This window comes from Xylanibacter caecicola (assembly GCF_013166515.1).
GTDB classification, from domain to species: Bacteria; Bacteroidota; Bacteroidia; order Bacteroidales; family Bacteroidaceae; genus Prevotella; species Prevotella caecicola.
This window is the reverse complement of sequence record NZ_JABKKJ010000010.1, coordinates 47,862-61,915: the sequence shown is the minus strand read 5'-3', so window position 1 is coordinate 61,915 and position 14,054 is coordinate 47,862. Positions and strand designations below refer to the sequence as shown.

The window sequence follows — 14,054 nt, the reverse complement described above, 5'->3', positions numbered from 1 at the left end:
ATTTAAGACTGCATGACAATATAAAACAGCCTTATTTTACCTTATTCTGCAATATCTGTTTCTTCATCTGTTCTGATAATGCCACTGATTTCCTCTGTCAATGTCCGGAATAGTTCCCGGTTTTCGTCACTTTCTATAAGTAGTGCGGACTGGTCTTTCCCGTCCTTGATTATGTGCCTTGCCGTTTTCAGGGATCCGACGGCCTGTCGTATGGCACTTTCGCTCTTCAAAGACGGCAAATCCGGAAATTGCAGGGTCAATCCAACGCTGTATTCTTTGGCGGTATGCATACCGTCCACCAGTCGCAATTCTTTCAGTACATAGTACGGCAATGCCTGATGGACGGCACTCCTGTTAATGGAAACAAAACTGCGGAGACATTGTAGGACCTCCGTTTTGTTCTTGCAATTAAGATAATCTATAAGAGGTCGTTCCTGTATCTTTTTCTTTCCGGCTGTACGCTGTATCTTTGATACTGCATCAATGCCGGAATCTGTTGATTCCGCGCCACCAACGTTCCTGTCTGTATCGGATTCCATTTCGGCTGTTGCGGATTGCAACGCCCATTCACCGATGCGATTTTCTTTAATGGCTTCGTTCATGGCGAAGTATTCGTCCCAGTCGGCACGGGTACGGAAACCACTTTTGATGGATACGCTAATGATTTGTCGGGTAACAAAAGAACAGCTTTGTCTGTCCGCTTCGTCTGCTTCCGGACTCCCTGCCTGTTTGCTGACCATGCTGACCATCGCCTCGAAACTCTTTCCGTAGTACAGCCAACTCAACACAAGAGGTGCTGAAAGGATAATGCGCGGTTCTTCGGGCTTGCTGCTGAAAATGGATTTTATCCTGTCCCATAATGTGGCCGGAGCTGTATCATGCAAAGGATTACTCTCCTCCCTCTGTTCATGGTATAACTCCACTATTCGCTTGGGTACTGCATCCTCTTTGAACATGAGGTCTATATTCTCAAAATTCCCCTTACTGTCATCATCCCAACATAACTCCCATTCAGTCTTGATTCTGGGCAGTTGTCTGAATATGGCCTTACAGATGTCAAGGTACTGCCTCTCGTCCCCGTTTGTCATCAGTCGCGCGAAACGGTTGTATTCCTCTCTGTGCGTGTTCTTCCAATGAAGGATATCCGCCTTGAACTGGTCGTATGTCAATTTTCGTTCATCCATATTCATAGTGTATTATATTATTGGCAAGTATAAAAGGGGATATTAGAAAAGAGGGAAACGGTCAATCCAATAGGTTTACCAGTTCCTTTTTCATATCGTCATCAATCTTGCGGTATCGTACAAAAGCCCGGCTGCCTTCCGAATGCCCCGACATGGAGGCGATCAGGTTCGGGTCTTTGACCTGCTTATATAAGTTGCCTATAAAAGTCTTTCGTGCCGTATGGGTGGTTGCCACCTCGTATAGAGGCCGTGCCACATCCTCGCGTGTTTTCGAGTCGAGGACTCTCACCATGCGGTCTATGCCCACATATTTGAGAATCTCCTTTATCTTCTTGTTGTAACCGAAATGAGAGAACCGGGGAAGTAATGCGTCTTCCAAGTCCTTATATCTCTCCAGTATGTCCAAAGCCTTTTGGTTGAGCGGAACTCTGACTGTATTGGTGTGTTCCATTTTGGTCTTCTGTGGAATATATTCCACACATCCGTCCACGACATTGGCTTTGGTCAGTCTGTTCAGGTCGCTGACGCGGCAACCGATCAGGCACTGGAACATGAATATGTCCCGATAGACCGGATGGGTGGCCCCCAGACCGCTCAGGTCGGCATAGTAAACCCTGTCCCTCTCTTCGAGGGTCAGATAAAACGGGTCGCCGTACATAGGTTGGGCTATCTGGTACTGGTCAAACGGATTGTTTCTTGTCAGCCCGCGCTTGATGCACCACTTGACAACCGTCCTTATCCGGTAAAAATAGCCTGTAATGCTGTTCTCGGAGCGGATTTGCTCGTATTTCTGCTTTTCCACATCCTTATAGAACAATGGATATTGTCCGGCAAGATTATGTTCCTCCTGTAGCCAGCTCTTGAACTCCCGCAAATCATCGGCGGTAATCGTGTCAATACACAACTTAAAGCCTCTACGGTGCAGTACTTCATGCTGGAAACGCTCGTAACGGCTTATCTTGTCTATATTGCCAAGATGGTGCTTGTAGCTGTCGTCCGCCAAAGTGTTTTCTGCGATATACCGTCTGATCTGATAGACGAGATGGTATTCTTCGGCTTTGTTGCCGCCCCTTGCGTTGATGTCGGGATGGTGGTATTCCTCTATCAGTCTTTTCAGCCAGTTCCCGTCCACACCACGGTGGTACTCCTTTGTGATAAGGTGGGTGATTTGCTGGATGTCCCTGTCAAAGTTCATCCGCTTCTCTTCCGATACCAGAGCCACACGTGGCTTGTAACCCTGTTTCTCCGCGCTCCAGTGATTGGGGCTGATGGAAAGCTCGCTTGCCGCTTTTATATCGACTCCGCCAATATCCCGGACACGGAAATAGACACGTGCCAGATCCGTCACATTGTTCTTGGCCGATGTCTTTCTGATGAATGCCGTTACTTTCATATATATTTCCTCCTTAGTTTATCATTTCTACCAGTTTCCGCTTCATGTCATCGTCTATGGTGCGGTATCGCCTGAACGCCCGGCTTCCTTCCACGTGTCCCGACAGGGAAGCGATCAGATTCGGATCGGGGACCTGTTTGTACAGGTTGCCTACAAAGGTCTTGCGTGCCGTATGGCTGCTGGCGATTTCATACAATGGTTTTTGTACGGTATTATAGCCGTGCGTGTCAAGGATGGTGACCATACGGTCAATGCCACAATACTTCAAAAGTTCTCGTATGCCAAGATTATAGGTATGTATGGGCTTGAAAGGAAACAGCCTGTCCGCGTTTACATCATAGCGTTCCAGTATCTTCAAGGCCTTTTCGTGCAAGGGGACTCTGACTGTCTTTGCCTGACACTTTTTCGTTTTCTGTGGCATATATTCCAGAAAGCCGTCCTTGATGTTTTCCCTTGTCAGCCGGTAAAGGTCTCCGACGCGACAGCCGATATAGCAGTGGAACACGAATATATCCCGGATGACCGCCAGTTTAGGATTGTCACTCAAATCCGCATCGTACAGGACATTCCTTTCCTCCGAAGTAAGGTAGAACGGGTCCCCGTATGTCGGTTCCTTGCAGCCGTAAAGTGCATACACCTCGTTGTCGGAATACTTCATCCTCTTGCACCAGTGCAGGAATGTACAGAAGAAGTTCATGATGTTGATGACGGTCGTGTTGGAAAGCGGCTTGGGTTTGTGGTTGATAAGCATACGGGGAACATAGAACTCAGGATGCTCCAGACGCAGCAGGTACTCATTCGCGACATAATCCCGGAAACCGTTCATCTGTTCCAGTGTGACAGTCTCCACAAAGAGCGTGAAGTCACGATTGCCCAGTATTTCACGTTGGTAGTCGTGATAGCGGGACATCTTGCGCTCGAAACGTATGATATGCTCTTTGGTTCTATCAGCCCCTTCGTACTTCTCCAGATATTCATGAACACGGTAGAGCAGGTTCGGATGGTTGCGTTCGAAGGCACGGGCAGGATACAGCACATCTTCGATAACCTGCTTCAGCCATTTGCTGTCCGCCTTGTCCGAAAAGGTCTTCTCCACTTTCTCGATAATGGCGGCAATCTGTTCGGGCAGGCGTTTCTGGTCGGTGGCAGGTACGGCTGTCGTGCGTTTATAACTTAGGGTATCTGCATCCCAGTACTTGTCATGGACTGTAAGAGGCGAAACCACCTTTATATCAACATTCTTCTCACGGACACGGAAACAGATGTTCGAGGTCGTAGAGGAACACTTTTTCAGATAGACGGAAACTTTCATCGGCAATGCGTTTTTGGTTTACATCGCAAAGGTATATAAATTCCCGTATATGTTCCCATATATCCCGAAGAAACTTGAAACGGATTAAAACAAATTAAGAAGTCAATCCCGAAATTGATACCACATAAAGCGCTGTAAATTAGTGGTTATATTTGCTTTTGTTATGCTTTTCTTTTCAATTCTTACTTCTTTTTCCTCTTTTTAAAACATATATTGCAGTTCCACGCTTCATTATCAGCCGAAAGGCGATACCCCGGCTGTTCAACTACAAAAGAAGAAAGGAAGAAAGAACATGAGGAATACATTAAAGGCTACCACGCTGGAACGAAAATTTCCACTTTTGGCGGTGGAGAACGGCTGCATCATTTCAAAGGATGCGGACATAACGGTGGCTTTCAGGGTGGAACTGCCCGAACTGTTCACCGTCACCAGTGCCGAGTACGAAGCCATACATTCGGCATGGTACAAGGCAATCAAGGTGTTGCCCGACTACTCCATAGTACACAAGCAGGACTTCTTCATCAAGGAGAACTACCAGCCCGACACCGAAAGGGACGAACTTAGTTTTTTAAGCCGCTCCTTTGAACGGCATTTCAATGAACGCCCGTTCCTGAACCATTACTGCTACCTGTTCCTGACAAAGACGACAAGGGAGAGAAGCCGCCGACAGAGCGACTTCTCCACCCTCTGCCGGGGCAGGATTGTCCCGCAGGAGATAGCCGACAAGGAAGCGGCGGCAAAGTTCATCGAAGCGGTCGGGCAGTTTGAAAGGATTATGAACGACAGCGGGTTTGTCACGCTTACCCGGCTGGCGGCATCGGAAATCACCGGGCAGGACGGAAAGGCGGGCATCATCGAGAAATACTTCTCGCTCTCGCAAACCGACACTACTTGCCTGAAAGACATCGGGCTGTACCCGGAAGAAATGCGTATCGGGGACGATATACTGTGCCTGCACACGCTCTCGGACGTGGAAGATTTGCCCGGAAAGGTCGGGACGGACTGCCGATTTGAGAAACTGTCCACCGACAGAAGCGACTGCCGACTGTCATTCGCCGCCCCTGTGGGCGTGCTGTTGTCGTGTAATCACGTCTATAACCAGTTCATCTTCATAGACGACCACGCCGAAAACCTGAAGAATTTCGAGCAGACCGCCCGGAATATGCAATCGCTCTCCCGCTACTCCCGTGCCAACCAAGTGAACAAGGAGTGGATAGACGAGTACCTGAACGAAGCCCACAGCAAGGGGCTTGTCTCGGTGCGTTGCCACTGCAACGTCATGGCATGGAGTGACGACAGGGACGAACTCAAACGCATACGCAACGATGTGGGAAGCCAGCTTGCGCTAATGGAGTGCAAGCCACGCCACAACACCACCGACACGCCCACGCTCTTTTGGGCGGGTATACCCGGCAACGAAGCCGACTTCCCGGCAGAGGAAAGTTTCTACACGTTCTTGGGGCAGGCTCTCTGCCTGTTCGTGGAAGAAACGAACTACAAGAGTTCGCTTTCCCCGTTCGGTATCAAAATGGTGGACAGGGTGAGCGGTCGCCCGCTGCACATCGACATATCGGATTTGCCCATGAAGAAAGGCATCACCACCAACCGCAACAAGTTCATACTTGGGCCGAGCGGTAGCGGGAAGTCTTTCTTCACCAACCACATGGTGCGCCAGTATTACGAGCAGGGGGCGCACGTGCTGCTGGTCGATACGGGTAACAGCTACTTGGGACTGTCCCAGCTTATCCACAACCGCACGCACGGCGAGGACGGGATTTATTTCACCTACACCAACGAGAACCCGATAGCGTTCAACCCGTTCTATGTCGAGGACGGGGTATTTGACATCGAAAAGAAAGAGAGTATAAAAACACTTATACTCACCCTGTGGAAGCGGGACGATGAAGCCCCCAAGCGGTCGGAAGAAGTGGCGTTGTCCAATGCGGTAAGTGCCTATATCGAACGTATCACGGGCGACAGGTCGGTAACGCCCTGCTTCAACACGTTCTACGAGTTTGTCCGGGATGATTACCGCCGACAGCTTGAACAGAAGAACGTCAGGGAAAAGGATTTCGACATAGACAACTTCCTGAACGTACTTGAACCCTATTACAAGGGTGGCGAGTATGACTATTTGCTGAACTCCGACAAGGAGCTGGATTTGCTGCATAAACGTTTCATTGTCTTTGAATTGGATAACATCAAAGACCACAAGATTTTATTCCCGATAACGACTATCATCATCATGGAAGCGTTCATCAACAAGATGCGCAAGTTAAAGGGAATAAGGAAATTAATACTAATCGAGGAAGCGTGGAAAGCGATTGCATCGGCGAACATGGCGGACTACATAAAATATCTGTACAAAACCGTCAGGAAGTATTTCGGGGAAGCGATTGTGGTAACGCAGGAAGTGGAAGATATTATTTCCTCGCCCATAGTGAAAGAGAGTATCATCAATAACTCGGACTGCAAGATTTTGTTAGACCAGCGAAAACATCTCAACAAGTTTGACAGCATACAAAACCTGCTTGGACTGACCGACAAGGAGCGTTCGCAGATATTGTCTATCAACATGGCGAACCATCCCGGACGGAAGTACAAGGAAGTTTTCTTCTCACTGGGCGGCACGCAGTCGGCGGTATATGCCACGGAAGTTTCGTTGGAAGAATATTTCACGTTCACGACAGAGGAAAGCGAGAAAATGGAACTGTTCGCCCTCGCCGAGAAGCTGGGCGGCAACCTTGAACTGGCTATCAAGCGGCTTGCGGAAAGCAAACGCAGTCCCCAATCATCAACAACTTAAAAATCAGGAACATGAAGAAAACAATTCTCCTTATGGCGGTATGCCTTTGCTTCATCGGCAAGGCATCCGCCCAGTGGGTGGTGTCAGACCCCGGCAACTTGGCACAGGGTATCATCAACACCACCAAGCAGATAGTGCAGACTTCCACCACAGCCAAGAACACGCTGGACGGCTTCATGGAAGCGCAGAAGATTTTCCAGCAGGGTAAAAAATATTACGATGCGCTCAAAGCGGTGCATGACGTGGTCAAGGGCGGTGTCAAGGTGAAGAAGTCCATTGAACTGGTGGCGGAAATATCCGAAATCTACGTGCGCAACTTCCAAAGTATGCTGGCAGACCCGAATTTCACGCCTGACGAACTATCCGCAATATCGTTCGGCTATGCCAAACTGATGTCGGAAAGCTCGGACGTGTTGCAGGACTTGAAGAATGTAGTGAACATCACGGGTATGTCGCTGACGGATGCCGAACGGTTGGCTATTATTGATAATGCCTACCGAAGCCTATTGAATTACCGCAACCTCGTGAACTACTACACCCGCAAGAACATATCCGTGTCCTACCTGCGGGCAAAGAAGAAGAACGACACCGACCGGGTGCTGGCTCTCTACGGCTCGGCGGATGAACGCTACTGGTAACATATAAATCGGTATGCCTATGTTATTAGCAGCAGTGGATTTTGACAACCTGCACCAAGTGTTGCGGGTTCTTTACGATGAAATGATGCCCTTGTGCAGCAACATGACGGGGGTAGCGAAAGGGATAGCCGGGCTGGGTGCGCTGTTCTATGTAGCCGCCAAAGTATGGCAGTCGCTCGCACGTGCCGAACCCATAGACGTGTACCCGCTCCTGCGTCCCTTTGCGCTGGGGCTGTGTATCATGTTTTTTCCCACGTTCGTGCTGGGGACTATCAACACGGTGCTGTCGCCTGTGGTGAAAGGGTGCAACCAGCTTATGGAAACGCAGACTTTCGACATGAACGAGTACCGGGCGCAAAAAGACCGACTGGAATATGAAGCCCTGATGCGAAGCCCCGAAACGGCTTACCTCGCATCGGACGAGGAATTTGACAGGCAACTGGAAGAACTGGGCTGGTCGCCCTCCGACATGGTGACTATGACGGGTATGTACATGGACAGGGCGGCTTACAATATCAAGAAGTCCGTCCGGGACTGGTTCAGGGAACTGTTGGAAATGCTCTTTCAGGCGGCGGGGCTGATTATAGACACGCTGCGCACGTTCTTCCTGATTGTGCTTTCAATACTGGGTCCGCTGGCGTTTGCAATTTCCGTCTATGACGGTTTCCAAAGCACGCTGACCCAGTGGATTTCACGCTATATCTCCATTTACCTGTGGTTGCCCGTGTCTGACTTGTTCAGCAGCGTGCTGGCACGCATACAAACGCTGATGCTCCAAAAGGACATTCAGGAACTTTCAGACCCGAATTTCATTCCTGACGGGAGCAGCACCGTGTATGTAATCTTTATGATTATAGGTATCGTGGGCTACTTCACCATTCCTACGGTGGCAAGCTGGATTGTGTCGGCTGGCGGCACGTCTGCCTATAACCGCAACGTGGCACGGGCGGGGTCAATCGCCGGGGCTGCGGTCGGTGCGGCAAGCGGGAAAGTAACCGGGAAACTACTCAAATAACCAACATCAAAATTTAGTATATGGAATTTAAATCATTAACGAACATCGAAACGAGTTTCCGGCAAATCCGGCTCTTCGCGCTGGTATTCATCTGCCTGTGCGCACTGGTGACGGGCTTTGCCGTGTGGAACTCGTACAGCTTCGCCGAAAAGCAGCGGCAGAAGATATACGTCCTCGACAACGGCAAAAGCCTGATGCTGGCACTCTCGCAGGATATGGCACAGAACAGACCCGTGGAAGCCAAATCGCACGTGCGGCGTTTCCACGAGCTTTTCTTCACGCTCTCGCCCGACAAGGGGGCTATCGAAAGCAACATCAAACGCTCGCTGTTCCTTGCCGACAAGACCGCTTTCAACTATTACAAGGACTTGGCGGAAAAGGGGTACTACAACCGGGTGATTTCCGGAAACGTCACGCAGACGGTGGAGATTGACAGCGTGAAGTGCGACTTCGACCAGTACCCCTACAAGGTGAACACGTATGCCCGCCAGTTGATTGTCCGGGAAAGCAGCCTGACGGTACGAAGCCTTGTGACTTCGTGCCGCCTGCTCAACGCCACACGGAGCGACAACAACCCGCACGGCTTCATCATCGAAGCGTTCACCATTACCGAAAACAAGGATTTGCAAACCGTTAAGAGGTAGCCTTATGGAGAATTACATCGAAAAGGTGCAGTACTGGGCGGACGACTGCCTGCGCCGAATGTGCGGACGGATTACGCCGGGCAAAAGGCTGGCGGTTATCCTCCTGATGTTCTTCTTTTTCGGCGGCTTGTCTATCTACATCACCGTTTCATCAATCTACAATATCGGGAAACGGGACGGCAGGCGGCTGCAAATAGAACATATCAAACAACTGCCATTGCAAGGCAATGACACAATCAACAGTATCAACCCCTTAAACAGACCGGAATATGGAAGAAGTACAGAAGAATGAGAACGGCACGACCGTACCACAGACGGACGGGAAGCCTGAAAAGGAAAAGAAGCCCAAACGGGAACTGACACCCCAACAGGTACAGCAGCGCAGGAAAATGATAGTCTTCCCGCTGATGTTCCTTGCCTTTGCCGGGTGCATGTACCTGATATTCGCCCCCTCCGGCAAAGAGGACGTGAATATGGAGAGCGTGGGCGGCTTCAATGCCGACATACCCCTGCCCGCAGAGGACGGGATTATAGCCGATAAGCAAAAGGCATACGAGCAGGCGATGCTGAACCGCAAACAGCAGGACAAGATACAATCCTTGCAGGACTTCGGTTTCACGGGGGACGATGAAACGGAAGAACCGCAAGCGGAAATCGACCTGATGCCGGAAGAAGATGTGCAGCCCCAAAGGGGCGGCGGTGCTTCTTATTCGGCAAACGCTTACCGGGACATCAACCGCCAGTTAAGCACGTTCTACGAAACCCCGGCTGTGGACGAGGAAAAAGAGGACTTGAAGCGGCAGGTGGCGGAACTGACCGACAGACTGCAACAACAGCAGAACGCCACGCCTACGGCTGACGACCAAATGGCACTCTTGGAAAAGTCCTACGAACTGGCGGCAAAATACATGAACGGGCAGGACGGACAAAGGGGGCAGATTGCCCAAATACCGACAGCCGGGCAGAACGGCGGCGGTATCGGCACTCCGGCTATCCCGGTGAAGGCTATCCGGGAAACGACCGTGTCGGGATTGCAGCAACCCGTGAGCGATGCCGACTTCATCCGGGCTTATAGTCAGCCACGAAACTACGGCTTCAACACGGCGGTAGGCACGAGCTACGCTATCGGCAGGAACACGATAGCCGCCTGCATCCACCAAGACCAAACCCTGACGGACGGGCAGGCGGTGAAACTCCGGCTGCTTGAACCCGTGCAAGCCGGGAACATAGTCGTGCCGAAGAATACCCTTGTGGCGGGGACGGCAAAGGTGCAGGGCGAACGGCTCGACATACTGGTGTCCTCGATTGAGTATGCGGGCAACATCATCCCGGTGGAACTCGCCGTGTTCGACACGGACGGACAAAAAGGGCTGTCTGTTCCGTCCTCAATGGAGCAGGAAGCGTTCAACGAAGCTATGGCGAATATCGGCAGCGGGCTGGGTACAAGTATTTCCTTTGCACGGAGTGCCGGGCAGCAGGTGGCAATGGACGTGACAAGGGGCTTGCTGCAAGGAACGTCCGGCTACCTCGCCAAGAAGTTCCGAACCGTGAAAGTGAAGCTGAAAGCAGGCTATAAAGTCATGCTGTATGCCAAACAACAATAACCATTTTATCAACCACTAAAATTTTAATTAACGATGAAACAGATTTTTGTATTTTTCGCCCTCTTGCTGGGCGTGTGTGCGGCAAACGCACAGGAAACCGACACCGTGAAGTATGCGGCTGGCAACGACTTGTACCGGGGTATCACCCGGAAACTCCCGTACCGCCAAATGGTAACGCCCTACGGCGTGGAAGTGACCTTTGCCAAGACGGTGCATATCATCTTCCCCGCCGCCGTCCGCTACGTGGATTTGGGAAGCAACCACATCATAGCGGGCAAGGCGGACGGTGCGGAGAACGTTATCCGGGTGAAAGCCACGACAGAGGGCTTTCCGGGCGAAACGAACTTCTCCGTTATCTGCGAGGACGGGAGTTTCTTTTCATTCAACGCCAAGTACGCCCGTGAGCCGGAAATGCTCAACATCGAAATGAAAGACTTCTTGGAGAATGAAGATACGTCCGATTTTTCGCATACCCGCATGAACATCTATTTCCGGGAATTAGGTAATGAAAGCCCGCTGCTGGTGAAGCTGATAATGCAGAGCATCTACAAGAACAATGACCGGAAAGTGCGCCACTTGGGTAGCAAGCGTTTCGGCATCCAGTTCTTAATCAAGGGGATTTACACCTATAACGGGATGCTCTACGTGCATACGCAGACAAAGAACAGTTCCAACGTGCCTTTCGATACCGACTTCATCAAGTTTAAGATAGTCGATAAGAAAGTACCCAAGCGCACGGCTATTCAGGAAACGGTGCTGGATGCGGTACGCAGCTACAATGAGGTGATAGAGATTGCCGGGAAATCGACCGTGCGCACGGTGTACGCCCTGCCGAAGTTCACCATTCCTGACGATAAACTGCTGGTGGTGGAACTCTACGAGAAGAACGGCGGGCGGCATCAGACCATACGGGTGGAGAACGCCGACATCGTGAACGCAGAAGTGATTAACGAACTCAAAATCAAATAGGGAATGAAGAAACACATCTTTATAATGATGCTCTTTGCGCTGTGCCTGACCTCGTTTCAGGCACACGCACAAAGATACCTGCCGGGAATGAAAGGCTTGCAGGTCACAGCGGGCATGGCGGACGGGGTGCATTGGAACGCTGGCAGTGATTTCGCCTACCATATCGGGGCGGCGTACAGCGTTTACACCAAGAACGCCAACCGCTGGGTGATTGGCGGGGAGTACCTGCACAAAAAGTATGACTACAAGGATATGAGAATACCAGTCGAACAGTTCACCGCAGAGGGCGGCTATTACCTGAAATTCCTATCGGACAGACGAAAGACCTTTTTCCTGTCGCTGGGACTGTCGGCACTCGCCGGGTATGAAACAAGCAACCGAAGCGAAAAGCTCTTGCCGGACGGCTCTACCTTGCTGGATAAGGACTGTTTTGTGTACGGCGGGGCTTTAACGCTGGAACTGGAAGCCTACCTGACCGACCGGGTGGCTCTGCTACTGAACGCAAGGGAACGGGCGTTGTTCGGCTCGGACATAGGCAAGTTCCACTCGCAGGTATCTGTGGGACTGAAATTCATTATCAATTAGCCTATGGTACTGCTTGAATTATTTTCAGGTATCGGCGGTTTCAGCAAAGGGCTGGAAACCGCCGGATATACTTTCGACAAGGTATATTTTTCAGAGATAGACAAACACGCAATCGCTAACTTCAAATACAATTTTCCTTATGCGGAACACATCGGAACGGTTACAAACATCGGGGAAGTCGGCATCGAACGTCCCCACATTGTCACTTTCGGAAGCCCTTGCCAAAATTTTAGCGCAATCGGGGACGGAAAGGGACTGCAAGGGGGAGAAAGCCACCTTGTCAGATATGCAGTCGAAGCCGTTAGGCGTTTCAGACCTGACGTTTTTATCTGGGAGAATGTTAAGGGGATATTCTTCGCAAGACATCGCCCGGATTTTTGGGGCATTGTCAAAGCGTTTGCCGACATTGGCGGTTATAGACTTGAATGGCAACTGTGTAATACGGCATGGTTTCTACCCCAAAACCGGGAGCGGATGTACCTTGTCGGACGTGTTGCAGACAGATGTACCGCAGACCTATTTCCTCTCCCTACGCCGGGCGGAGTGCATGGTAAGGTCGGGGGTGATGAACCCGCTGCTCGTCCAAGTGGTACGATAACAAGGAACTACGGCAGGCAACCTAACATCGGGAACTATGTGCTGTGCCTGAAGTCGGGTGAAGCGTACAACGGAACGCCTACACCCGAACAACTGAAGCACGTGCGGATGCTGACCGAAGTAGAGTGCGAAAGGCTGCAAGGCTTTCCCGACAACTATACCCGATACGGGATATATGACGGAGAGAAAAAAGAGATAGCGAAGATACACCGTTATGCCTTACTCGGAAATGCGGTCAGTGTTCCTGTTGTCAGGGAAGTTGCCGCCCGGATTAGGCAAACGACTACTTTATTTTGATAACCCTTATATAATAATGTATATGAAGAATGTAATGTATAAAATCATCATGGGTTGCTACATCGTGGCCGCCCTCGTGCTTGTCACCGCCTGTAATGACAACTTGGATATTCAGCAGGCGTACCCGTTCAGCATCGAAACGATGCCAGTACCCAAAAGGCTGAAAGTCGGGGAAACCGCCGAAATACGCTGCCGACTGGTGCGTGGCGGCTATTACCAGCCGACTACCTATCAAATCAGGTACTTCCAGCCGGACGGCAAAGGGAAGCTGGAAATGGATAACGGTACGGTGTTCCTGCCCAATGACCTTTACCCGCTGGAGAAAGAAACGTTCCGGCTCTACTACACATCGGCATCGACAGACCAGCAGACGATAGACATTTATGTGATTGACAGCTTTGGACAGGTGCGGCAACTTTCGCTATCGTTCAATAATGACAACGGCAAGGAAGAAACGGAAACAATAACGACCCCTAAACAATAAAATGACATGGTAAAAATAGAATTGGATATAAAAGGTATCTCGTGGTACATAGAAACCACGTTGGAAACAGATACAGTTCCGGCAGTAGGTGACATCATTATCGTGGATAAGGACTGCATTTCCGCACGTGACAGGGCTGAATTGTGGAAAACGCCGTCCAATCAGGTTTTCAAATGGGCGGACGAAGAAGATGATGCGCCTGTAATGGAATGGTTCGACTGCGACACGGAAATGCTTGTCTATAAACGAACATGGAAATACGACATCGAGGAAGAAGAAACCGTGTGCATACTTGGTGTAAAATTCTTCCAACATGAAGATTTATAGGTTTTATTTCCTTATCGGTTGCATATATACGTGAAAAGCAACGATAGACAGGGAACACCAAATAGGGAATGATACGCAAGGCGTATGTTATGGTAATCCACCCGCTGACAGTTCGGCGGGTGGACTTTTCATGTTAGGGAACAGGGCGGGTTTCTTTGCCACTTTATTTCCCGGCACTCACGAAAGAAAGTGGCGGCGG

The 14,054-nt window shown here is 50.4% G+C and carries 14 protein-coding genes and 1 pseudogene; 12 read left to right on the top strand and 3 right to left on the bottom strand.

Features of this window, described 5'->3' with window-relative positions; translation table 11 throughout:
- Positions 1 to 41: 41 nt before the first annotated feature.
- From HPS54_RS07455 to HPS54_RS07445, 3 genes are read right to left on the bottom strand one after another with little or no spacing between them, the layout of a single operon-like run.
- Positions 42 to 1,190, bottom strand: a complete 1,149-nt coding sequence (locus HPS54_RS07455; RefSeq protein ID WP_172344818.1) for a DUF6043 family protein — start codon at positions 1,188 to 1,190, stop codon at positions 42 to 44.
- 55 nt (positions 1,191 to 1,245) lie between these two features.
- On the bottom strand, positions 1,246 to 2,577 hold the full coding sequence (locus tag HPS54_RS07450; RefSeq protein WP_172344817.1) for a site-specific integrase: 1,332 nt from the start codon (positions 2,575 to 2,577) through the stop codon (positions 1,246 to 1,248).
- Positions 2,578 to 2,590: 13 nt separating this feature from the next.
- Positions 2,591 to 3,889: a site-specific integrase gene (locus HPS54_RS07445; RefSeq protein ID WP_172344816.1), complete on the bottom strand. Its 1,299-nt coding sequence runs from the start codon at positions 3,887 to 3,889 to the stop codon at positions 2,591 to 2,593.
- 221 nt (positions 3,890 to 4,110) lie between these two features.
- On the opposite strand from HPS54_RS07445, the pseudogene HPS54_RS13195 reads away from it, so the two are divergent.
- From HPS54_RS13195 to HPS54_RS07385, 12 genes and pseudogenes are all read left to right on the top strand, one after another.
- Positions 4,111 to 4,185, top strand: a pseudogene (locus HPS54_RS13195) (DUF4133 domain-containing protein); the annotation flags it as partial.
- Positions 4,182 to 6,695 carry a TraG family conjugative transposon ATPase gene (locus HPS54_RS07435; RefSeq protein WP_172344815.1) on the top strand — a complete coding sequence of 838 codons (2,514 nt, stop codon included), beginning with the start codon at positions 4,182 to 4,184 and terminating at the stop codon, positions 6,693 to 6,695. The pseudogene HPS54_RS13195 and the gene HPS54_RS07435, both read left to right, overlap by 4 nt.
- A gap of 11 nt (positions 6,696 to 6,706) precedes the next feature.
- Positions 6,707 to 7,333: a DUF4141 domain-containing protein gene (locus HPS54_RS07430; RefSeq protein WP_004325453.1), complete on the top strand. Its 627-nt coding sequence runs from the start codon at positions 6,707 to 6,709 to the stop codon at positions 7,331 to 7,333.
- Positions 7,334 to 7,352: 19 nt separating this feature from the next.
- The gene (gene traJ / locus HPS54_RS07425; protein WP_004326113.1) at positions 7,353 to 8,348 is read left to right on the top strand and encodes a conjugative transposon protein TraJ; all 996 of its coding nucleotides are present in this window, start codon (positions 7,353 to 7,355) and stop codon (positions 8,346 to 8,348) included.
- A gap of 20 nt (positions 8,349 to 8,368) precedes the next feature.
- Complete coding sequence (gene traK / locus HPS54_RS07420) at positions 8,369 to 8,992, top strand: conjugative transposon protein TraK (RefSeq protein ID WP_004309966.1); 624 nt, start codon at positions 8,369 to 8,371, stop codon at positions 8,990 to 8,992.
- Positions 8,993 to 8,996: 4 nt separating this feature from the next.
- Positions 8,997 to 9,284 carry a TraL conjugative transposon family protein gene (locus HPS54_RS07415; protein WP_172344814.1) on the top strand — a complete coding sequence of 96 codons (288 nt, stop codon included), beginning with the start codon at positions 8,997 to 8,999 and terminating at the stop codon, positions 9,282 to 9,284.
- Positions 9,262 to 10,596, top strand: a complete 1,335-nt coding sequence (traM, locus tag HPS54_RS07410; RefSeq protein ID WP_172344813.1) for a conjugative transposon protein TraM — start codon at positions 9,262 to 9,264, stop codon at positions 10,594 to 10,596. The genes HPS54_RS07415 and traM overlap by 23 nt, the downstream gene beginning before the upstream one ends.
- A 33-nt stretch (positions 10,597 to 10,629) precedes the next feature.
- A complete protein-coding gene (gene traN / locus HPS54_RS07405) occupies positions 10,630 to 11,565 on the top strand; it encodes a conjugative transposon protein TraN (RefSeq protein ID WP_172344812.1) in 936 nt (311 codons plus the stop codon).
- 3 nt (positions 11,566 to 11,568) lie between these two features.
- The gene (locus tag HPS54_RS07400; RefSeq protein WP_172344811.1) at positions 11,569 to 12,150 is read left to right on the top strand and encodes a conjugal transfer protein TraO; all 582 of its coding nucleotides are present in this window, start codon (positions 11,569 to 11,571) and stop codon (positions 12,148 to 12,150) included.
- A 3-nt stretch (positions 12,151 to 12,153) separates the two neighbouring features.
- Positions 12,154 to 13,044, top strand: coding sequence for a DNA cytosine methyltransferase (locus tag HPS54_RS07395; protein WP_172344810.1), 891 nt, complete (start codon positions 12,154 to 12,156; stop codon positions 13,042 to 13,044).
- 16 nt (positions 13,045 to 13,060) lie between these two features.
- Entirely contained in the window at positions 13,061 to 13,528 is a 468-nt protein-coding gene (locus HPS54_RS07390; RefSeq protein ID WP_100263221.1) for a DUF3872 domain-containing protein, read from the top strand.
- Positions 13,529 to 13,534: 6 nt separating this feature from the next.
- On the top strand, positions 13,535 to 13,855 hold the full coding sequence (locus HPS54_RS07385) for a hypothetical protein (RefSeq protein ID WP_010799827.1): 321 nt from the start codon (positions 13,535 to 13,537) through the stop codon (positions 13,853 to 13,855).
- Positions 13,856 to 14,054: the final 199 nt, after the last annotated feature.

Excerpts from the sequence above, each read along its gene's own strand:
- HPS54_RS07455 (WP_172344818.1), bottom strand. The coding sequence starts at position 1,190 with ATGAATATGGATGAACGAAAATTGACATACGACCAGTTCAAGGCGGAT.
- HPS54_RS07450 (WP_172344817.1), bottom strand. The coding sequence starts at position 2,577 with ATGAAAGTAACGGCATTCATCAGAAAGACATCGGCCAAGAACAATGTG.
- HPS54_RS07445 (WP_172344816.1), bottom strand. The coding sequence starts at position 3,889 with ATGAAAGTTTCCGTCTATCTGAAAAAGTGTTCCTCTACGACCTCGAAC.
- HPS54_RS07435 (WP_172344815.1), top strand. The coding sequence starts at position 4,182 with ATGAGGAATACATTAAAGGCTACCACGCTGGAACGAAAATTTCCACTT.
- HPS54_RS07430 (WP_004325453.1), top strand. The coding sequence starts at position 6,707 with ATGAAGAAAACAATTCTCCTTATGGCGGTATGCCTTTGCTTCATCGGC.
- traJ (WP_004326113.1), top strand. The coding sequence starts at position 7,353 with ATGTTATTAGCAGCAGTGGATTTTGACAACCTGCACCAAGTGTTGCGG.
- traK (WP_004309966.1), top strand. The coding sequence starts at position 8,369 with ATGGAATTTAAATCATTAACGAACATCGAAACGAGTTTCCGGCAAATC.
- HPS54_RS07415 (WP_172344814.1), top strand. The coding sequence starts at position 8,997 with ATGGAGAATTACATCGAAAAGGTGCAGTACTGGGCGGACGACTGCCTG.
- traM (WP_172344813.1), top strand. The coding sequence starts at position 9,262 with ATGGAAGAAGTACAGAAGAATGAGAACGGCACGACCGTACCACAGACG.
- traN (WP_172344812.1), top strand. The coding sequence starts at position 10,630 with ATGAAACAGATTTTTGTATTTTTCGCCCTCTTGCTGGGCGTGTGTGCG.
- HPS54_RS07400 (WP_172344811.1), top strand. The coding sequence starts at position 11,569 with ATGAAGAAACACATCTTTATAATGATGCTCTTTGCGCTGTGCCTGACC.
- HPS54_RS07395 (WP_172344810.1), top strand. The coding sequence starts at position 12,154 with ATGGTACTGCTTGAATTATTTTCAGGTATCGGCGGTTTCAGCAAAGGG.
- HPS54_RS07390 (WP_100263221.1), top strand. The coding sequence starts at position 13,061 with ATGTATATGAAGAATGTAATGTATAAAATCATCATGGGTTGCTACATC.
- HPS54_RS07385 (WP_010799827.1), top strand. The coding sequence starts at position 13,535 with ATGGTAAAAATAGAATTGGATATAAAAGGTATCTCGTGGTACATAGAA.